At 56.7% G+C, this 20,708-nt stretch carries 19 protein-coding genes; 3 read left to right on the plus strand and 16 right to left on the minus strand.

The annotated features are described in order from the left end of the window. Nucleotides 1-30: 30 nt before the first annotated feature. Nucleotides 31-774, minus strand: a complete 744-nt coding sequence (locus ACLHV9_RS02990; RefSeq protein WP_108089508.1) for a helix-turn-helix domain-containing protein — start codon at nt 772-774, stop codon at nt 31-33. 151 nt (nt 775-925) lie between these two features. Between ACLHV9_RS02990 and ACLHV9_RS02995 the strand changes: the two genes are divergently transcribed. Continuing rightward, nucleotides 926-2,296, plus strand: coding sequence for an NAD-dependent succinate-semialdehyde dehydrogenase (locus ACLHV9_RS02995; protein ID WP_407220164.1), 1,371 nt, complete (start codon nt 926-928; stop codon nt 2,294-2,296). Nucleotides 2,297-2,346: 50 nt separating this feature from the next. On the opposite strand, the gene ACLHV9_RS03000 is transcribed toward ACLHV9_RS02995, so the two are convergent. After that, entirely contained in the window at nt 2,347-2,892 is a 546-nt protein-coding gene (locus ACLHV9_RS03000; protein WP_028016547.1) for a YfaZ family outer membrane protein, read from the minus strand. Between the two features lie 410 nt (nt 2,893-3,302). Here ACLHV9_RS03000 and ACLHV9_RS03005 point away from each other — a divergent pair, with 410 nt between their 5' ends. Continuing rightward, a complete protein-coding gene (locus ACLHV9_RS03005; protein WP_133175272.1) occupies nt 3,303-4,661 on the plus strand; it encodes an esterase-like activity of phytase family protein in 1,359 nt (452 codons plus the stop codon). A gap of 430 nt (nt 4,662-5,091) precedes the next feature. Here the strand turns inward: ACLHV9_RS03005 and yjiA are convergent, their stop codons facing one another. From yjiA to hpaG, 14 genes are all read right to left on the minus strand, one after another. Continuing rightward, nucleotides 5,092-6,045 carry a GTPase gene (gene yjiA / locus ACLHV9_RS03010; protein ID WP_108089510.1) on the minus strand — a complete coding sequence of 318 codons (954 nt, stop codon included), beginning with the start codon at nt 6,043-6,045 and terminating at the stop codon, nt 5,092-5,094. 10 nt (nt 6,046-6,055) lie between these two features. After that, entirely contained in the window at nt 6,056-6,259 is a 204-nt protein-coding gene (locus ACLHV9_RS03015; protein ID WP_003856610.1) for a YbdD/YjiX family protein, read from the minus strand. A gap of 54 nt (nt 6,260-6,313) precedes the next feature. Then, complete coding sequence (locus ACLHV9_RS03020) at nt 6,314-8,467, minus strand: carbon starvation CstA family protein (RefSeq protein WP_028016551.1); 2,154 nt, start codon at nt 8,465-8,467, stop codon at nt 6,314-6,316. Nucleotides 8,468-8,657: 190 nt separating this feature from the next. Beyond that, on the minus strand, nt 8,658-9,575 hold the full coding sequence (locus ACLHV9_RS03025) for a helix-turn-helix transcriptional regulator (RefSeq protein ID WP_028016552.1): 918 nt from the start codon (nt 9,573-9,575) through the stop codon (nt 8,658-8,660). A gap of 179 nt (nt 9,576-9,754) precedes the next feature. After that, the gene (locus ACLHV9_RS03030) at nt 9,755-10,264 is read right to left on the minus strand and encodes a 4-hydroxyphenylacetate 3-monooxygenase reductase subunit (RefSeq protein ID WP_028016553.1); all 510 of its coding nucleotides are present in this window, start codon (nt 10,262-10,264) and stop codon (nt 9,755-9,757) included. Nucleotides 10,265-10,281: 17 nt separating this feature from the next. After that, nucleotides 10,282-11,844 carry a 4-hydroxyphenylacetate 3-monooxygenase, oxygenase component gene (gene hpaB / locus ACLHV9_RS03035; protein ID WP_028015397.1) on the minus strand — a complete coding sequence of 521 codons (1,563 nt, stop codon included), beginning with the start codon at nt 11,842-11,844 and terminating at the stop codon, nt 10,282-10,284. Between the two features lie 177 nt (nt 11,845-12,021). Next, nucleotides 12,022-12,954, minus strand: coding sequence for a 4-hydroxyphenylacetate catabolism regulatory protein HpaA (gene hpaA / locus ACLHV9_RS03040; protein ID WP_108089511.1), 933 nt, complete (start codon nt 12,952-12,954; stop codon nt 12,022-12,024). Further along, nucleotides 12,926-14,272 (minus strand): 4-hydroxyphenylacetate permease, encoded by a 1,347-nt coding sequence (hpaX, locus tag ACLHV9_RS03045; protein ID WP_108089512.1) that lies wholly within the window; start codon nt 14,270-14,272, stop codon nt 12,926-12,928. The genes hpaA and hpaX overlap by 29 nt, the downstream gene beginning before the upstream one ends. 21 nt (nt 14,273-14,293) lie before the next feature. Then, the gene (gene hpaI / locus ACLHV9_RS03050) at nt 14,294-15,091 is read right to left on the minus strand and encodes a 4-hydroxy-2-oxoheptanedioate aldolase (protein ID WP_108089513.1); all 798 of its coding nucleotides are present in this window, start codon (nt 15,089-15,091) and stop codon (nt 14,294-14,296) included. Between the two features lie 9 nt (nt 15,092-15,100). After that, nucleotides 15,101-15,904: a 2-oxo-hept-4-ene-1,7-dioate hydratase gene (hpaH, locus tag ACLHV9_RS03055; RefSeq protein ID WP_108089514.1), complete on the minus strand. Its 804-nt coding sequence runs from the start codon at nt 15,902-15,904 to the stop codon at nt 15,101-15,103. A 105-nt stretch (nt 15,905-16,009) separates the two neighbouring features. Beyond that, the gene (locus tag ACLHV9_RS03060) at nt 16,010-16,390 is read right to left on the minus strand and encodes a 5-carboxymethyl-2-hydroxymuconate Delta-isomerase (RefSeq protein ID WP_049007411.1); all 381 of its coding nucleotides are present in this window, start codon (nt 16,388-16,390) and stop codon (nt 16,010-16,012) included. A gap of 9 nt (nt 16,391-16,399) precedes the next feature. After that, entirely contained in the window at nt 16,400-17,251 is an 852-nt protein-coding gene (gene hpaD, locus ACLHV9_RS03065) for a 3,4-dihydroxyphenylacetate 2,3-dioxygenase (RefSeq protein ID WP_108089515.1), read from the minus strand. A 1-nt stretch (nt 17,252) separates the two neighbouring features. Next, nucleotides 17,253-18,719, minus strand: a complete 1,467-nt coding sequence (gene hpaE, locus ACLHV9_RS03070; protein ID WP_108089516.1) for a 5-carboxymethyl-2-hydroxymuconate semialdehyde dehydrogenase — start codon at nt 18,717-18,719, stop codon at nt 17,253-17,255. After that, nucleotides 18,716-19,993, minus strand: coding sequence for a 4-hydroxyphenylacetate degradation bifunctional isomerase/decarboxylase (gene hpaG, locus ACLHV9_RS03075; protein WP_108089517.1), 1,278 nt, complete (start codon nt 19,991-19,993; stop codon nt 18,716-18,718). The genes hpaE and hpaG overlap by 4 nt, the downstream gene beginning before the upstream one ends. A 270-nt stretch (nt 19,994-20,263) precedes the next feature. Here hpaG and hpaR point away from each other — a divergent pair, with 270 nt between their 5' ends. Beyond that, on the plus strand, nt 20,264-20,707 hold the full coding sequence (hpaR, locus tag ACLHV9_RS03080) for a homoprotocatechuate degradation operon regulator HpaR (protein ID WP_028016562.1): 444 nt from the start codon (nt 20,264-20,266) through the stop codon (nt 20,705-20,707). Nucleotide 20,708 lies beyond the last annotated feature (1 nt).

Below are 20,708 nucleotides of genomic sequence, written 5' to 3' on the forward strand. Positions count from 1 at the left end.
AACCGGGTACAGACTACGGAAACGCAGAACCTATTTATTGTCTGATATTGATCGGCCCGTGGCGTACTGGCGCGGCGTGGCGGCGGTATAGCTCACGAAGGTCTTGTGAAAATGGCTCTGGTCGGCAAACCCGCTCTGGTAGCCGACGTCGGCGATATTATCCCCGGCGCGCAGCCGCGCTTTGGCATACTCTACTCGGGAGATATTGAGGAAGCTCCCCGGCGTCAGGCCGGTATCCTGTCTGAAAGTGCGGATCAGCGTCTCCTTGCGCAGCGAGAATCGTTGGGCAAGTTCGTCTAGGGAAGGCGGGCTGGCGAGATCGGAAAGAAATGCCTCCTGAACCTGCTGGCTGGTTGAGCGAAGCGCTTCTGCATTATCCGCACAGCGGGGAAGGGCAGAAAGCAGCCTGTCGACGGATGCCGGAGACATCGTCTCCGCAATATCAAGATAGTACTTAAAGAGCACAGGGTTGCGAATCACCTGAAGCGCCAGAGGAAGCCCGGTGTCGATATAGAGCATGTGGTAGCTGCGCGGCTTTCCGGCGACGGGGTTGCAGCTGTGCGGCATATAAGCTGGGATCACAATCAGGTCCCCGGGCTGGAGGATGTACTCTCTGTCATGGCACATGCAGCAGGTCTGGCCTTCTACTATCGCGCCAATGGAGAGCTGAGGATGACAATGACGTTTGTACGCCTGCGTGCTCTGCCACGTGCTTCGCAGCTCAAGTCCTGAGGCGCGGTGAAACGTCTGGCGGATATGTCGGGTATTGGTCATGGGAACTCCTTCTGGAGGTTTTTTATACCACGTCAGACAACCGTCTGGCAGCGCTTCATTAAGAACCTTCCGGATATACCCAACTTTACGTCCATAGCCAGTCACGTTGACTACCCTTAATACCCTAAGCGGTAAAACAAGGAGATTCGACATGGCTTATCAGACAGTAAATCCTGCCACTAACCATCTCATCAAAGAATACCCCTCTCATACCGACGCGGATATCGAAGCAGCACTGAAGGCGGCCGATGCGCTCTACCATTCAGAATGGGCGAAAGGCGACATCAGCCAGCGCCTCCCGGTACTGCATAAGCTTGCCGACCTGATCGACCAGCGCACCGAGGAGCTGGCTAAAATCGCCAGCCAGGAGATGGGTAAGCTCATCGAACAGAGCCGCGGTGAGGTGAAGCTGTGTGCGAAAATCGCCCGCTATTATGCTGATAACGCGAAACAATTCCTGGCCCCGGTGAAGTATGAGTCTGAACTCGGGGAAGCGTGGGTGGAGTATCACCCCATCGGCGTGCTGATGGCCGTCGAGCCGTGGAACTTCCCGTATTACCAGCTAATGCGCGTTCTGGCGCCGAACCTGGCGGCGGGTAACCCCGTGCTGGCAAAACATGCCAGCATCGTGCCGCACTGCGCCGAGGCGTTTGCCCATCTGGTGCGCGAAGCGGGGGTACCGGAAGGGGCGTGGACTAACCTGTTTATCTCGTCCGATCAGGTGGCGAACATCATCGCCGACGATCGCGTGCAGGGCGCCGCGCTGACCGGTTCCGAAAAAGCCGGTAGCGTCGTGGCTGCGCAGGCGGCGAAGCACATTAAGAAATCGACCCTTGAGCTAGGTGGTAACGACGTCTTCGTGGTGCTTGATGATGCGGACCTGGATAAAGCCGTGAAGATTGGCGTGAATGCGCGACTCAACAACGCCGGGCAGGTCTGCACCGCGGCGAAGCGCTTTATCCTGCACGAGAAAATTGCAGATGCCTTCCTCAGCAAATTCACCGAGGCGTTTAAGCAGGTGAAGATTGGCGATCCGCTGGACGAAAGCACCACGCTGGGGCCGCTGTCGTCTAAAGATGCCCTGGAAACGCTGACCAGACAGGTTAACGAAGCGGTGAAAAACGGTGCGACGCTGCACTATGGCGGCAAACCGGTGCCGCGAGACGGGAGTTTCTTCGAGCCGACGATCCTGACGACTATCTCGTGCGACAACCCGGCGTATTTCGAAGAGTTCTTCGGCCCGGTGGCGCAGATGTTCGTGGTGAAAAACGATGACGAGGCGGTTGCGTTGGCCAACGACTCCCACTACGGCCTGGGCGGGGCGGTATTCAGTCAGAATATCGAGCGCGCGAAGAAAATGGCGTCGCGGATTGAAACAGGGATGGTGTATATCAACTGGCTCACCGATACCGCGCCAGAGCTGCCGTTCGGCGGGGTGAAGCGCTCCGGCTACGGACGCGAGCTGTCGGATCTGGGGATCAAAGAGTTTGTGAACCAGAAGCTGGTAGTAGTGCGTAAGTAAGAGGTAATAAAAAACCTGCCAGACGGCAGGTTTTTTATCTGTGCGGAGCCTTAGAAGCTCACGCCGCCGCCCACATAGGCGCCGTCAATCAGCGTATGGCCAGGACGGCCGTCTTTGCCATCTACGCTCACGTGACGGTAACCCACTTTCAGGGTCACTGGCGTAATTGGCGTCCAGCTTACGCCGCCATTGGCTTCAACGTAGTTTTTCACGCTGTTGTTCAGACCTTCTGGCGCGACATAACCTTCACCAAATACGTGAATGCTGTCGGTCAGGGCAACGTTAACGCCGCCACCAATCGGGAACGCCACGCCGTTATCGCCTTTTTTCGGGCCAAGGTAGATCGCCTTCGCGCCCGCATTCAGCATGACCGGGCCGACTTCCAGGTTGTAACCTGCACCCACTCCACCTGTCTGGGTGCCGTCGTCAGTGTTTTTAAGCCAGTTGCTTTCGGCATACAGGCCAGACGAGGATTTACCCATTTCCAGATTGAGGTTGGTAAAGTTTTTACCCTGCTCAATGCTGCCACCCATCGCCAGTGCGGAACCCGAGATAGCGGTCAGAGCAGAAAGAAGAAGGATATTCAGTTTTTTCATGTTTTATGCCTCGTCATCAAATTAATCTTACGGCACCTTAACAAGCGATGTTTATGACTGCAAATGTGGTTAGGATCAACTTTTTATACTGTAAATGTTAATTTTATTGCTCAAGTTGTTATGAAAGTGTTTTGTTTTAGGGGTGTCAACGCGTGATTTTCTGCTGTTTAAGAACAGTTTAATTTTTTGACTAAACATAAACTGAACGAGGCGGGGATAATCATTCGGAATGCATTAATGGCATTTCTAATAATTTCCAGAAATGTTTCGGGTGTCATACAAAACCACAAAAAATTACATTTCTGGCGCTGACTATACGTTCAACTGCTCGGCCCTGTTTCCTCGCAATGTCATTTTTCTGACACGTTGATTCTTTACGGTGTTGGCTTCACTCTATGGATGCTAACAATATGAAAAGAAAAATTATTCCTGTACTTATCGGTTGTGCGCTCTCTTTCTCTGGCCTGGCGGCGCAGCCCACGGCTGAACACTATGTCGTTAGCTTTCCCGAAGGCTCCCACGTGAACTACAGCGGGGCGTTTGCGGATGCTTTCCCGCATGGACTTCCTGTCGGAATCGGTTCTGGCCTGTTGTTCACCGGCAAGCAGGGCGATGCGCTGACCTTCGTGACGGTTACCGATCGCGGTCCGAATGCGGACGCGCCAAAAATGGGTAAAAACGAAGCCAAAATTTTTGTTACGCCGGATTTCGCGCCGCTGCTGATGACCATCCGTGTACAAGACGGTAAAGCCGAGGCCATTGATGCCCGCCCTCTGCACGACGATAAAGGCGAGATTAACGGGCTACCGCTGCAAAGCGGCGTGATTGGCTCCACCAATGAAGTGGCATTCAGCGACACGTTAAAGACGCTGAAGGGTGACAACCGCGGGCTGGACACGGAAGGCATCACGCCGGACGGCAAAGGCGGATACTGGCTGTGCGACGAGTATGGTCCGTTCCTGATAAACGTCGACAGTAGTGGGAAAATCCTGGCTATTCATGGGCCGCAGGCGGCGGAAGGGGAAAAATCCATCGCGGGCGGTCTGCCAAACATTATCAAATGGCGTCAACCGAACCGGGGCTTTGAAGGTCTGACCCGTATGCCTGACGGACGCATTATTGCCGCTGTGCAAAGCACGCTGGATATCGACGGTAAAAGTAAAAAACAGGCGCTGTTTACGCGTCTCGTCAGCTTCGACCCGGCGACCGGGAAAACCGCGATGTACGGCTATCCCATCGATAGCTCCGCCTACAGTAAAAACAGTGATGCCAAAATTGGCGACATTGTGGCGCTCGATGACCAGCACATCCTGCTGATTGAGCAGGGAAGCGATAAAAACGACGGGATGCGTAACCTGATCTACAAGGTGGATCTCAGCAAGGCGAGCGACCTTTCCGCCTTTGACAAGCCGGGCGAGTACCCGGAGTTTGATGATGAGAAGACCCTGGCGCAGCGCGGCATAACCCTTGCGGTGAAAACGCAGGTCGTTGATTTACGCGCCCTCGGCTGGCAGCAGGAGAAGGCCGAAGGGCTGGCGCTGATCGACAGCAAAACGCTGGCAGTGGCGAACGATAACGACTTTGGCGTAAAGGTGGCGATGCAAAACCCGGTCGAGGGCAAGAAGCTCAAGGATTATCGGGTGAACGCAGAAGGTAAGCTGACGCTGGATGATAAACCGGTAGAAACCACGCTCAGCGTGAAGCCGCTGAAGAAGCCGGACTCAGACAGCGAGCTGTGGATTGTGACGCTGCCGGAGGCGGTGAAATAAGTATCCCCACAAAATAATGCCTGCACAGACGGCCCCCTCTCCCTTGAGGGAGAGGGCTGGGGTGAGGGGGAACATATGGCAGTGGAGGTTATTCCGTTCACTTTATGTTCCTTGCTACTCTGTAACGGCATGACCTGTGAACGTGCCAGGGTGGCTCACTCGCCACCACCCTGGCGACCCGGGCTCCCGGCGGTAAATCGCCGCTTCGCGGTGCCCTCAGCTTATTCCTTCAGGCTATCGGGTCGGGCATGAGCCTGCATCCCTGCAGGCCACGCCCTCTCGGCGCATCCCTGCGCCTCGCCCCGGCCTTACGGAAACGCCTCGGCGATTTACAGCCGGACCAGGACATCGCTGTAATTTATTCATTTTCCTGATACAAAGCTCATCGCTTCAGGTTAATAAATTACTGGGCAGAGGGGATGCATAGCGTTTATTTCTGTAGTCCCGCAAATGCCGCCCGAATCTCCTCTTCCGGCAGCTGGATGCCAATAAACACCATCACGCTGCGTGGTGTTTCCTCACCCCACGGCCTGTCCCAGTCAGCGCTGTACAGGCGCTGCACACCCTGGAACAGCAGGCGGTTTGGTTCACCGTCTATCCACAGCATCCCTTTGTAGCGCAAAAGCTTGTCGGCAAACGACAGCAGCAGGTTCTCCATGACGCGGGACACGTCGCTGATATCCACCGGGTAATCGAGCTCGACCACAATCGACGCCACGTCGTTTTGCTTGTCGGCCATAAAGTGAAAGCGCGGCTTCGTGGTGACGTTCTCTTCCAGCATAAAGCCGTTGGTGTTGAACAGTTGAGACAGGTCGATATCCCCGTGCGTCACCGTGTAAATCGGGGCGCGGGAGTTGATGCGCGTCAGGCGCTCGCGCAGTTTTTCGCTCTCGCCCGCCACGTCGGTTTTGGTCAGCAGAATGCGGTCGGCATAACCCACCTGAGACTGAGCAATGGTGAACTGATTCATCTGTTCGTCGGCGTGGACGGCATCGACAAGCGCAATCACGCCGTCCAGCAGGTAGCGCTGGCAGAGGATCTCATGGGAGAAAAAGGTCTGAATAATTGGGCCGGGGTCAGCCATACCGGTGCATTCAATCACCAGGCGGTCGAAATTGATGTCACCACGATCGCGGCTGTCGAGCAGGTCCAGCAGAGCGTCTTCCAGTTCGTTAGAGCGGGTGCAGCAAATGCAGCCGTTGGTCAGGGTTTTGATCTGCGTGGCGCGATCGCCGATCAGCTGATCGTCTACCGAAACTTCGCCAAACTCGTTTTCGATAACGGCGATTTTGAAGCCGTGCTGCTCGTTCAGAATATGGCGCAGCAGGGTGGTTTTACCTGCGCCGAGGAAACCGGTCAGCAGGGTGACGGCAATCGGGGTCATGGTGTCTCCTTTAGCAGCAGCGGACGCCGCCTTCTCCACTTCCGCCGTAGCGCGCTTCCTGACGCTCGCGGAAGAATTCGGTGTAGGTCATGTACGGCTTATCCGGATGATTGGTCTTCATATGCTCAACGTAGTTGTCATAGTCCGGAATGCCAATCAGCATTTTCGCCGCCTGACCGAGGTATTTTTTTGCTTCGCCTAAGTTACCAAACATAACGTGTCCTGATAAGAACAAAGCCCCGCCGAAGCGGGGCTGGATATGACGTCATTAATGGTGTGAAGAGGTCTTCACGCCGCCTTCCGGCACCGGTACATACGGGGTTTCTTTATCCGTACGACCCTCGGCGTTACGCACTTTCAGCCAGGTTTTGATGCCGTAGAAGATGATGCTGTACACCACCACCAGGAACAGAATACTCAGACCCGCGTTGGTGTAGTTGTTCACCACGATATGGTTCATGTTGGCAATCTGCTGCGCAGTCAGGTCTGCGCCGCCTGCGGCAATCTTCTCTTTGTACTGGTTAGCCATAAAGAAGAAGCCTTCCAGCTGCGGGTTGGCACTGAACAGTTTCAGGCCAAGTGCCCAGGTGGTGCAGAGCAGCAGCCACAGCGCAGGGACCACGGTGACCCAGATGTATTTGGTGCGTTTCATCTTCACGAGGACAACGGTACCGAGCACCAGAGCAACGGCTGCGAGCATCTGGTTAGAGATACCGAACAGCGGCCACAGGCTCTTCACGCCGCCCAGTGGGTCGACAACGCCCTGATACAGCAGGTAACCCCACAGGCCAACACAGCCCGCCGTGCCCAGAACGCCCGCAACCAGAGAGTCGGTTTTCTTCAGGAACGGCACGAAGTTACCCAGCAGATCCTGCAGCATGAAGCGGCCTGCACGGGTACCGGCGTCCAGCGCGGTCAGGATGAACAGGGCTTCAAACAGAATACCGAAGTGGTACCAGAAGCCCATGTCCGCCCATGGCAGCACTTTGTGGAACACGTGTGCGATACCAACAGCCAGCGTTGGAGCACCACCTGCACGGTTCAGCACGGACGGTTCGCCGATGTCTTTCGCGGTCTGCATGATCTGCTCAGGCGAAATCACGAAGCCCCAGGAGCTGACGGTCGCTGCAGCATGTGCGCTTGCGTCTTTCAACTGCGCCATAATCAGTGCCGCGTTGTCACCACCCATCTCATGCAGGTTTGGCATGGTAATGCCCAGACCCGCCGGAGGCGTGTTCATCGCGAAGTAGAGACCCGGTTCGATAATGGACGCAGCAACCAGCGCCATGATCGCCACGAAGGATTCCATCAGCATGGCACCGTAACCGATCAGACGTGCGTCTTTCTCGTTCGCCAGCAGCTTAGGTGTGGTACCTGAAGAGATCAGCGCGTGGAAGCCTGAAACTGCACCACACGCGATGGTGATGAACAGGAACGGGAACAGCGCGCCTTTCCACAGTGGGCCAGTACCGTCGATGTACTGCGTCACTGCTGGCATTTTCAGATCCGGGTTAATCACCAGGATACCGATCGCCAGACCGACGATCACGCCGATTTTCAGGAAGGTCGCCAGGTAGTCACGCGGAGCCAGAATCAGCCATACCGGCAGCAGAGCGGAGATAAACGCATAACCGATCAGCGCGAAGGTGATGGTGGTGTCCTTGAAGGTCAGCGCCGGGCCCCAGTACGGGTCGTGCGCAATCACGCCACCGAAGTAGATGGAGGCCACCAGCAGCACGATACCAATCACCGACACTTCACCCACGCGTCCTGGGCGCAGGAAGCGCATGTAGATACCCATGAACAGCGCAATCGGCACGGTAGAGCAGACGGTGAAGACACCCCACGGACTCTCAGCCAGGGCTTTCACCACGATCAGAGCAAGCACCGCGAGGATGATGATCATAATCAGGAAGCAGCCGAACAGGGCGATAGTCCCCGGCACGCGGCCCATCTCTTCTTTGACCATCTCACCCAGAGAGGCGCCGTTACGACGAGAAGAGATAAACAGCACCATAAAGTCCTGCACCGCACCCGCCAGCACGACACCGGCGAGCAGCCACAGGGTGCCAGGCAGGTAGCCCATCTGCGCGGCCAGTACCGGGCCGACCAGCGGGCCAGCGCCAGCGATAGCGGCAAAGTGGTGACCAAACAGCACGTAGCGGTTGGTTGGCACATAGTTCAGGCCGTCATTGTTTATGACCGCCGGAGTGGCACGCGTCGGGTCGAGCTTCATGACCTTCTGCGCGATGTACAAGCTGTAGTAGCGATAAGCAACAAGATAGACGGAAACCGACGCGACCACGATCCACAGGGCGCTTACGTGCTCGCCCCGGCGTAATGCGACAACCGCCAGACAAAAAGCGCCGAGGATCCCGAGTAAGGCCCAGGGCACGTGCTTCAGTAGTTTTTTAGTATCCATAATAGACCTGGTTTTTTATGTAAAGAAAAAAGGGTCAGGGTTCGTTGTGAGGAGGTGTTGATTAATGCTGGTGGGATCTTGCCAGAACGTCGCGTGTGTAAAGGAGGGTAAATGGATGAGTGGTTGAAAGTGCCAGGTAAGCGGTCAAAGGTGGCGGCGAGTGGTTCCGGTTCGCCGCCAGCGGTCGGAATTATGTGATTGAGATCACTTGGTTATGCGCGCTGCTCTCCATTGCCAGGTAGCTTTCCAGTGTTCGGATGAGTTTCTCCTTAAGCCAGCTCGGCTCCAGGATCTGAATGTCTGGCAGCCAGTAGAAAAGCAGCGGCAAGATCTGATTTTCGTGTGCCGCCTGACAGCGCAGCGTGACGCCGCCGTGTTGCTCCTCCAGCAACTCTTGCTCCGGCAGGAGATCGCGGCGCAGGAAGTAATGTGAAATATTATTTTTAATAAATATTTTCACTGCGAAAGTATCTTCCGACACCCAGGGGTCGAGGCTTTTTTCCAGCAGCTCGCGGGCATTCTCTTCAGGAGTGAAGGTGGTCGTATGAATATCAAGCCAGCTAATCTGACTCAATGAGAAGGATTTCAGTCTGCCATTCTCGGTGGCTTGTAAATACCATATATTTTTTTTGTTAATCAGTTTATAGGGATTAATCAGACGGGTTTTACTCTTATAAACGATCTGGCAAACATTATGGTTCTTAATCGATTTCTCGATTTTCGCTAAATGACGACGAATATCGCGTTGTACCGTGTGTTCTGCTTCATTCCCAAGGATAAGAATATGGTTTTCGTCAACGCGTGTTTCAAGTTTCTGCCAGAATTCCGTATTTCTTTCAGGGAAAAAGCTATCAGCATTCAGGAAGTTAGCCAGTGAGTGATGTAATCCTTGTCCGCCGGGAGATTGTGAAGAATGGATCAGTCGATATAGCCCATTACCGGTATGTTCAACAATCGGAGAGAGTGCATTTAAATCCCGGTAGACGGTACGCTCGGTAATTTTAAATTTTTCCATTAGCGCACTGCGGTTTACCACACCGTTTAAATGTAGTTCAACCAGAATATCGACCAGACGTTCAGCCGAGCGGCTCCGCGTCGTTTTAGCCATAAGGTCATCCTGTATATTTGTGTATGCGCTGAATGATGCGGATGGCACTGACAACAGATGTCAGTATTCAGGCACAGAAAATTTCTCTTATGGTTATATAACGGCGTGATTTAGTGGAAACCTTAGGAATTTTTGTGGAAAGCGGCGCTGGCCGGAAAAAAAGGCCAGCGCGAGAGGGGTTATACTGCGGCTTCCGTCTCCATCATGACCGGGTGAAAACGGCGTTTGAAGTAGATCAGGCCATGTTCCGCGTCACTGAGAATGATATTTTTAATTTCAACGAGATAGACAAGATGCGTACCGATGGTTTGCACCTGGCTTATCTCGCCCTCAAGGCTGGCCAGCGCGCCTTTCAGCACCGGTTGTGCCAGCGCACCGTTCTGCCAGCAGGAGAGCGCAAAGCGCTCCTCCATGGCCATACCGGTCATTCCGGCGAAGTGGCGAGCCATGATCTCCTGCTCGTGGTTCAGCACGTTAACGCACAGCCTGCCGTTGCCCTGAAATACCGGGTTCATGGCGCTATTGGCGTTGATGCACACCATCAGCGATGGTGGCGTGTCCGTTACCGAGCAGACGGCGGTGGCGGTGATCCCGCAGCGACCTGCTTCACCCTCGGTGGTGATAACATTCACTGCGGCCGACAGGCTGGCCATCGCATCGCGAAAACGCAGACGTTGTTCTGATTGCATTGTCATCTCCCGCTGCGTTATTTCAGCAGCTTATCCAGCATGTTTATATCGCTGTTGTTGTGCAGGTGCGGCACCGTCCAGCCGTGTTGGTCGTACTCGGACATGCAGCGGTCGACCATTGCCATCATCTTGTCCATGTTGCCGGAGCTCTGCGCCTGACGCAGACACTGCAGGCGGATCTCATCCTGGCTACCGGAGTAGTTGATTTCGTACAGCTCGTGACGGCCGCCAAATTCGCTGCCGATGGCGTCCCACATCAGTTTTAAAATCTTGATGCGTTCGACGTGATCCATACCGTTGGAGCCGCGCACGTATTTCGCCAGATACTGGTCGATCTGCGGGTTGTTCAGATCCCGGGCACTGGACGGCAGGTAGATCAGACCGGACGTCACGTTACGTTCGATGATGTTCTTGATCTTCGCGTAGGCCATTGGTGCCATTACGCGGTAGGTTTGCAGCGCGGCGTGATCCGGCAGATACGCACCGTTGACCCACGGCGTGGCTTCAGAGCACATGGAGTCGCTCAGCGCCCAGAACATGTTGCGCCAAGCCACCACTTCGCCGAGATCTGCCTGCACGCCGCGGAACTCCAGGGTACCGGTACACTCCAGGGATTTCTTCAGCAGGGCAGTGATGAAGTCGAGCTTCACCGCCAGACGTACGCAGGCCTGCAGCGGGTACATACGGGCAAAGCCACCTTCCATTGTCCAGCGACGGCAACGGTCGAAATCGCGGTAGATCAGCACGTTTTCCCACGGGATCAGCACATTGTCCATCACCAGGATCGCGTCGTTCTCGTCGAAGCGGCTGGAGAGCGGGTAGTCGTACGGAGAGCCGGTTGCGCCTGCCACCATCTCGTAAGAGGCGCGGGAGATCAGCTTCACGCCTTCGGCATCCATCGGGGCGACGAACATCAGTGCGAAATCCGGGTTTTCGCCCATCACCTGCGCGGAGCCGAAGCCAATCATGTTGTAGTGAGTCAGCGCCGAGTTGGTGGCCACCACTTTCGCACCGCTGACAATAATTCCCGCGTCGGTCTCTTTCTCCAGCTTGATGTAGACATCTTTCACTTCATCGGCGGGTTTATGGCGATCGATCGGGGGGTTAACGATCGCGTGGTTGAAGTACAGGCCGGTTTCCTGAATGCGGGTGTACCAGTTGCGAGCGTTCTGCTCGAACTGACCGTAGAAGGCCGGGTTAGCGCCGAGCGCGCAACCAAATGCCGCTTTGTAATCCGGCGTGCGACCCATCCAGCCGTAGCTCAGGCGCGACCACTCGGCGATGGCATCACGCTGCTGGCGCAGGTCGTCGGCACTTTTCGCCACGCGGAAGAACTTATGGGTATAGCCGCCACTGCCCGTATCGGTACCCCAGCACAGCGTGTCCTGCATGTCCGGCTTGTGCAGGGCATCGTACATCTGCGCGATGGAGGCTGCCGCATTACGAAATGCCGGGTGGGTGGTGACGTCTTTGACGCGCTCGCCGTAGATATAAATCTCACGACCGTCCTGCAGGCTTTTTAAATACTCTTCGCCGGTTAACGGGCGTTTGGCATCAGCGCGGAAATCTTCTGGCTTCATAGGGACCTCGTATCGGAATAGGGTTGTTAAATTTATGTTTTGTTTTTGTTGTTTAATTGAAGCGTGAGAGCGGCGAGACGTGAAGGGACGATTGGGACAACGGCGGGTACTTTTCGCGAGAGATCGCAGAGTGTGATTTCCCTCACCCTAACCCTCTCCCAAAGGGAGAGGGGACGGTTACTCCCTCTCCCTTTGGGAGAGGGCAGGGGTGAGGGGAACAGGTGACACCGGTACTTTCTGCGCCCGATAGCTGCTGGGTGAGCACCCCACTAACCGGTTAAAAAAGCGGGCAAAATAGGCCGGATCTTTAAACCCGAGCTGCCAGGCAATCTCACTGACCGCGCTGTCGGAGAAGAGCAGCAACCGTCTGGCTTCGCGCAGCTGACGATCGAAGATCAGCCGCTTCGGCGGACGGTTGGCAAAGCGGCGGCAGATATCGGTCAGACGGGATTCGGTGAGATGAAGTTCGCTGGCATATTCCGGCACCGTCCAGTGCTGGTGGTAATGCGCATCAATCAGCTGTGTAAAGCGCTGGAAAAGTTTGAGCTCGCCGCGCATCCCGCCTGAAGCATGGTCGTCGAGCTTCGCGTTGCGCAGCAGCAGGGTGAACACCGCCTGTGCCAAAAGTGCCAGCGTATGTTCACGTCCGGGCAGCTGTTCCGTGGATTCGCGTTCGATCAGCCGCCAGTAGTGTTTCAGCGCCGCCAGTTCATCCGGTTTGTCGGCCAGGGACAAGCAGATCCCCGGCAGGCCGAACGTTTCACGCGTGCCGGGGTAGAGCACTTCCAGCAGCGGCCAGATCAGATCCTCGCGCACGGTCAGGACATGCCCGTCGCTGTCAGATTCGGTGATAAACGCGTGCGGCACCGACGGTGGCGTAAGGACGAAAAGCGGCGCCTGCACCGAATAGCGGTGATCGTCGAGCTGAAGCTCAATCTGCCCGGTATCAAGAAAGTGCATCTGAAAATACTGGTCGTGACGATGCGCCTGCATGTCGCGGCCAAAAAAGGCCGCCATGCGCGCGAACGACTGGTAGTGCACATCGTCGGTGCCCAGACTTTCGTCGTACTCCTTGCTGATATCAATGTTGGCGATGGGGCTCTGGCACATGGCCGCTCCTCTGCTGATCCCGGTGCGTCATCGGGATGCGTGTTAATACCAGCGCACCGACCACCAGCAGCCCGGCGACAAACCACAGCCCTGAACTGAAGCTTCCTGTCGCATCACGCAGAATGCCGATCAGCAGCGGGCTGACGGCAGATCCCACGTTGCCGATGGCATTGATCACCGCCAGTGCCACCGCGCGGGATTGCAGGCTAATAACCTGATCCGGCGTGGTCCAGAATATCGCCATGGCGGTAAACGATCCGGTTGAGGCCATGATGATGCCAAGTAGTTGGATCAGACTGTGATCCGTCGCCGAGGCCAGCATCCATCCCGCCGCCGCGAACAGATACGGCAGGATGGTGTGCTTTTTTCGCTCTTTTAGCCTGTCGGAGCGGCGGCTCCACCAGATCATCCCGAGGATGGTACAAAACTGCGGGATCGCCGCCAGCAGGCCGATCACGATATTGCTGCTGTGGCTGTTAAAGCTTTGCAGGATCTGCGGCGTCCAGATGTTGATTGCACTCAGCGTGTTGGTCAGACAGAAGTAGGCCAGGGTGTAGAGCAGCACCGCAGGGGTCAATACTTCACGTAGCGTCGAGCGCGGCGTGGCGGAATGCGCAACGGCAAGCTCCTGCTCGCGGGCGATCATGGTTTTGAGCGCCTGCTTTTCGTCATCATCCAGCCAGGTGGCCTGATCCGGCGTGTCGTTAAGGAAGAACCAGGTCACCACGCCAAGCACCACGGACGGCAGGCCTTCCAGCAGGAACAGCCACTGCCAGCCTTTCAGGTTCCATAGCCCGTCCATAGCCAGAATGTACCCGGAGAGGATCGAACCAAGCATCATGGTCACCGGCATGGCAATCATAAACAGCGCGTTGGCGCGGGCACGGTGATACGCCGGGAACCACCAGGTGAGATAGACCAGGATCCCCGGCAGGAAGCCGGCTTCGGCAATGCCCACCAGCATACGCAGGACGTAGAGCGTCTGCGGGCTGGTGGCGAACATGGTGCAGGTCGAGGCAATGCCCCACACCACCATGATCCCGGCGATCCAGCGGCGTGCGCCGATCTTTGCCAGCATGATGTTGCTCGGGATCCCACACAGCACGTAAGTGACGTAAAACAGCGTTGCCGCCAGGCCAAACATGGTGGACGTCAGGCCCAGATCTTTTCCCATCGTCAGCCCGGCAAAGCCAATGTTAATGCGGTCGAGAAACGAGAAGACAAACAGGATAAAGAGAAACACGATCAAGCGACGGAACAGTTTGTTAATGACGCGATGTTCAACAGCTTTATTATTTTGCAGGGTAGAGGTCGTCATGGTGCGCTCCAGATCTTACGTTTAGTAGACGGATTTATTGTTATTAACTGACGTAACCGGTTTTTCGATAAATCTCGCAGCCAGGGCTTCGGCGCTGCGGGCGAGCAGGGTGGTATCAACGCCGACGGCGACAAACAATGCGCCGAGTTCGAGGTAGCGTTTTGCCAGCGCTTCATTCGCCATCAGGATGCCGGGCGCTTTACCTGCGTCGCGTATCTGGGCAATGGCCTGTTCGATAGCGGCCTGTACGTCCGGGTGCTGCGGATTACCCGCAAAACCCATGTCGGCGCTGAGATCCGCCGGGCCGATAAACACCCCGTCGACCCCTTCCACGTCCAGAATTTGCGGCAGATTTTTTAGCGCCTCGCGGGTTTCGATTTGCACCAGTACGCACATAGCATCGTTCGCCTGTTGCAGGTAATCCGGGATACGGTTCCAGCGCGACGCACGGGCCAGCGCACTGCCCACACCGCGAATACCCGCAGGGGGATAACGGGTAGCGCTTACCGCCAGCCGGGCTTCATCGGCGTTTTGCACCATCGGTACCAGCAGGGTTTGCGCGCCCACGTCGAGCAGCTGTTTGATCTGCACCGGATCGTTCCACGACGGGCGCACGACCGGCTGGCTGGCGTAAGGCGCAATTGCCTGTAGCTGCGTTAAGATGGTTTGCACATTGTTTGGTGCGTGTTCACCGTCGATCAGCAGCCAGTCGAAGCCCGCGCCTGCCAGTAGTTCGGCGCTGTAGCTGCTGGTCAGCCCCAGCCATAACCCAATTTGCGGCGTTCCGGATTTCAGCGCCGCTTTGAATGCGTTTTGCATGGTTGTCTCCTAGACGAAGCGGCAACTGATGGAGCCCATGTTGCCGTAGTCGACATGGAAGGTATCGCCCTTGCTGGCAGCCACCGGGCGGGTAAACGAACCGCCGAGGATGATTTGCCCCGGTTCAAGCTGCACGTCGTACGGTGCCAGTTTGTTCGCCAGCCACGCCACGCCGTTCGCCGGATGGTTCAGCACGCCTGCGGCGACGCCGGTCTCTTCGATCACGCCGTTGCGATAGAGCAGGGCGGAGATCCAGCGCAGATCCAGCTCGTCGGGTTTAATCGGGCGACCACCGAGGATCACCCCAGCGTTGGCGGCGTTGTCGGAGATGGTGTCGAACACTTTGCGCGGGCGTTGGGTGTCGGGATCGATGTTGTGGCAGCGGGCGTCGATCAGCTCCAGCGCCGGGATCACGTAATCCGTAGCGTTGTAGACGTCGAAGATCGTGCAGTTCGGGCCGCGCAAGGGCTTAGCCAGCACGAAGGCCAACTCCACTTCGATGCGCGGCACGATAAAGCGATCGACAGGGATGTCGCTGCCGTCGTGGAAGAACATGTCGTCCAGCAGCGCGCCGTAATCCGGTTCGCTGATCTGCGAGCTGGCCTGCATCGCTTTGGAGGTCAGGCCGATCTTGTGGCCTTTCAGCACGCGGCCTTCGGCGATTTTCAGGCTGACCCATTCGCGCTGCACGGCGTAGGCGTCGTCGATGGTGATCGTCGGGTAGTCCAGCGAGATCTGGCGGATCTGCTCGCGGGATTGCTCCGCCTGGTGCAGACGATGGGCGATCAGGGTATGGGTGTGTTTATCGAGCATGGCGTATCCTTTGTGCGGCTGTTGCCGGGTGGCGCTTCGCTTACCCGGCCTACGTTCGAGCCGTTGTAGGCCCGGTAAGCGAAGCGCCACCGGGCGAAAAGATGTCTACTTAAACAACGCGTGCACGTTGTTTTGTTTGTAATTGAGCGTCGGGTGAAGCTCGTCGAGCTCAAACGACAGCGCCAGATAGCGAGCTGCCATCAGATCCGCGAAATGCGTTTTGATAAGCTCAAACAGCATCTCTCCCACGGCCTCACGGCTCTCCAGGCTTCGCCCGGCACCGATTTTCAAGGTCATGTGTACAAAGGCGTAATCATGTTTGCCGTCGGCCATCTGCCAGGTATCCAGCCAGTGCGCGCGGCTGCGGATGCCCCCGAGCGGGAAAATGCCCGTGGCGGCCAGCGCCTCGTTCACTTTGGCGAACAGTCCCGGCAGATCGGCCTGCTCGCGGATATTGTCGGTACATTCAGCGATAAAATGCGGCATGGTGGCTCCTTAAGCGGGCAGTGGGAAAACAGCGTTGACCTGGCCGGTGCCGGAACTGGCAAACAGCTCGGTGAGAAACTCCACCTTGCCGTCGTAATTGTCCCAGCCGAGCATCCCCAGCAGCATCACCGTGTCGTGCATATTGCCTTCCCCATAGCAGTAGTCGGCGTACTCCGGCAGCATGCTGCAAAACTCTTTGAACTGGCCTTCGCGCCACAGCTTCACCACGCGCTCGTCCATCTGGCGGTCGAACTCGCGGGTGTAGCTGTTCATCCCTTCTTCCGCGCGCTGGTCGTCAATAAAGCGGTGCGACAGCGACCCGCTCGCCAGTACCGCGACCGTGCCGTTGTATTTCTCAATCGCGCTGACGATGGCTTCGCCGAGCCTGCGGCTGTCGGCGAAGTCGTGAACGGTGCAGAACGCTGAAATGGAGATCACTTTGAAGTGCTTGTCGCTGTTCATGTAGCGCATCGGCACCAGCGTGCCGTACTCCAGCTTCAGGCTCGGGATGTTGTGCGCTTTGGCGCGCACGCCAAGCTTCACCGCTTCGTCGGCGATAAGCTGGCCGAGCGCCGGGTTACCGTCGTAGTCGTAGGTCATGTCGCGGATAAAGTGCGGCAGCTCGTTGCTGGTGTAGATGCCGGAAAAATGGTCCGCACAGTTAATGTGGTACGCGCTGTTCACCAGCCAGTGGGTGTCGAAAACAATAATGGTATCGACGCCCAGCTCGCGGCAGCGCTTGCTGATCTCTTTGTGTCCGTCGATGGCCGACTGACGGCAGCCGTGGTTTTTCCCCGGCAGCTCAGAAAGGTACATCGACGGAACGTGGGTAATTTTTGCCGCTAACGCTAACTTGCCCATATCAGACTCCCCATTTTGGAATCGGATGGTCGCCCATAGAGATGCAGACGTTCTTCATCTCCGCAAACACTTCGAAGCTGTACTCGCCGCCCTCGCGGCCGGTGCCGGAGGCCTTCACGCCGCCAAACGGCTGACGCAGATCGCGCACGTTCTGAGTGTTCACAAACACCATGCCCGCTTCGATATTGCGCGCCAGGCGCAGCACTTTGCTGACGTCCTGGGTCCAGATGTACGACGCCAGACCGTACTCCACGTCGTTGGCCAGACGCAGGCCTTCCGCTTCGTCTTTAAACGGCAGCAGGCACGCCACCGGACCGAAGATCTCCTCCTGTGCCACGCGCATGCGGTTATCGACGTCCGCGAGCACGGTTGGGCGCAGGAAGTTGCCGCCCCTCAGGTGCGCAGGCAGATCGGTCGGTTTATCCGGCCCGCCCGCCAGCAGGGCCGCGCCTTCTTCAATACCGAGACGGATGTAGCCGGAGACTTTCTCCCAGTGCTGCTGGCTGATCAGCGCGCCAACCTGCGTGTTCGGATCGGTCGGGTCGCCCACGCGCAGGCGGTTGGCGCGTTCCGCGAAGCGTTTGACGAATTCCGGGTAAATGCTCTGCTGAATGAAGATGCGCGAGCCCGCGGTACAACGCTCGCCGTTGATAGAGAAAATGGTGAACAGGGCGGCATCCAGGGCGCGCTCGATATCGGCATCTTCAAAAATCAGCACCGGGGATTTACCGCCCAGCTCCATGGAGTATTTCTTCAGCCCGGCGTTTTTCATGATATTGCGCCCGGTAGCCGTACCGCCGGTGAATGACACGGCGCGCACGTCGTGATGACGTACCAGCGCATCGCCCGCCGTTGCACCGTAGCCCTGCACCACGTTCAGCACGCCCGCCGGAATGCCCGCCTCCAGCGCCAGCTCGCCCAGACGGTCGGCCGTCAGCGGGGAAAGCTCAGACATCTTCAGCACTGCGGTATTGCCCAGCGCCAGGCACGGCGCAACCTTCCAGGTGGCGGTCATAAACGGCACGTTCCACGGCGACACCAGCGCGCAAACACCCACCGGCTGCACCAGGGTGTAGTTGAGCATCTTGTCGTCAACCGGGTAGGTCTTGCCGTTCATTTGCTGGCACACTTCGGCGAAAAACTCGAAGTTGTGCGAGGCGCGCGGGATCAGCACGTTTTTGGTCTGGTGGATCGGCAGGCCGGTGTCGGCGGTCTCCATGGCGGCGATCTCAGGGACGTTCTGGTCGATCAGATCGCCCAGACGACGCATCAGGCGCGCGCGCTCTTTCATCGGCAGGTTAGCCCATTTTGGGAATGCCTCTTTTGCCGCCGCTACGGCCTGGTTCACTTCGGCTTCGCCGCCGGAAGCGACTTCTGCCAGTACCTCGCCGGAGGCCGGGTTGGTAGTGTGGAAGTACTCACTTCCCGCCACGTTTTTACCGTTGATCCAATGGTTTATCTTTTTCATTTTGTCGTCTCCTCACTGACAATTCGGTTCACCAGGCGGCCCACGCCTTCTACTTCCACCACCACTTCGTCACCCGGCACCACGTCGGAAAGCCCTTTCGGCGTGCCGGTGGCAATCATGTCGCCCGGCTGCAGGGTCATAAATTCGCTCAGGTACGCAATCAGGAACGGGATGCTGAAGATCAGGTCTGCCGTGGTGCCTTCCTGGCGTAATTCGCCGTTAACAAAGGTGCGAAGGGCCAGGTTGTGCGGGTCGGGAATGGCCGCTTTCGGCACGATGTTGGGGGAAATAGGGGTCAGCCCGTCGCGGCTTTTGACGCGCAGATTCGGGCGATAGTAATTTTCGAGATAGTCGCGGATGGCGTAGTCGTTGCACACCGTATAGCCCGCCACGTAGTCCATCGCGTCGGCTTCACTCACCTTGCGGGCGGTTTTGCCGATGACCACCACCAGCTCCGCCTCGTAGTGCATGTACTCGACGTTGTCCGGGCGTACCGACGTCTGGTTATCACCGTTAAAAGTGTTCGGGGCTTTGATAAACACCAGCGGCTCGGTGGGCGGTTTGAAGTCCAGTTCGCTGGCGTGGTCGGCGTAGTTCAGCCCCAGGGCAAACAGCGTGGCATGCGGGTGCGGGCCGTGTGCGATGGCTACGTCGCGTTCATCCACCACCGGGTTTTCCAGCGGGGGAAAACCTTTCGCCATAACGCGCACGCGATCGCCGGGCTGCAGGGGGACGCGGGAATGCGGAGTACCGAGCAGAATGGCATCACCGGGATTGAGGGTGGCGAATTCGCTCAGGGCGCTGAGCAGTTCGGCGGCATTGCGCTGCAAATCGGCCGTGTTCCAGTGGTCAGCTTCGCGGCCGTTGATCTCGGTGATGATGGTCAGGTTATCGACGTTATCAACGGCGACAAGCTCACCCAGCGGACAAAAACCGTCACGGCATTTGGCCTTAATCGCCGGGCGGTAGAAACTCTCTTCCGGCAGGCTCACTTCATTGGCTAACGCATATCCCGCGATGTATGCCGCCGCGTCTTCCACGCGCACCTTGCTGGCGGTTTTGCCCACGACCAGTGCTACCGTCGCACCGCTTAACACCGTTTCCCCTTGTGGGAACGGAATGGGCTCGCCTGCGCGGATCACGGTGTTATGCGGTTTGATAAACCACACCGCCGTTTTTGGCGGCGTGGTGTAGGGGGCTTTTTCAAACGCGTCGCGCCAGGCATCACGCTGGCTTTGATGGTTCAATGCGACGGCAAAAACAGTACCTTTCATTGACTACTCCTCACCCTGAAAGTCCGGGTTGTGATTTCGTTAATATATTAATGATCTGGTTTTATGCTTTTGCTGTTCGTTTCGCAATCAGAAGTGAAAAATTTGTGATATGAATAACAATAAATTTACATATAGATAATTAAATATTTATTTATCATGTAGTTAATAAAATTGTGTTGTTTCTGTTAGACTTTTTGACGTAAAACGAGTTGTTTATAAAAACATCTTTTGTGTAATTGTTTACTTGTTAATGACTGGTGGGGAGAGGCTATGCATGATTCATTAACCATCGCGCTGTTGCAGGCGCGGGAAGCGGCGATGTCTTACTTCCGCCCGATTGTGAAGCGGCATAACCTGACCGAACAGCAGTGGCGGATTGTGCGCGTGCTGGCTGAACATCCGTCGATGGATTTCCACGACCTCGCGTTTCGGACCTGCATTTTGCGCCCGAGCCTGACGGGCATTCTGACGCGCATGGAGCGCGACGGGCTGGTGCTGCGCTTAAAGCCGGTGAACGACCAGCGCAAGCTGTACGTGTCGCTGACTAAAGAGGGTAACGCGCTGTACGAGCACGCCCAGGCGCAGGTGGAAGAGGCCTATCAGCAGATTGAAGCGGAATACACGCCGGAGAAAATGAAACAGCTAACGGCGCTACTGGAAGAGTTCATCGCGCTCGGTAATCGCCATATTGCCGAACGCGGGGAAGAGGAGTAAC

The organism is Enterobacter sp. CPE_E890, from assembly GCF_046521475.1.
Lineage (GTDB): Bacteria > Pseudomonadota > Gammaproteobacteria > Enterobacterales > Enterobacteriaceae > Enterobacter > Enterobacter adelaidei.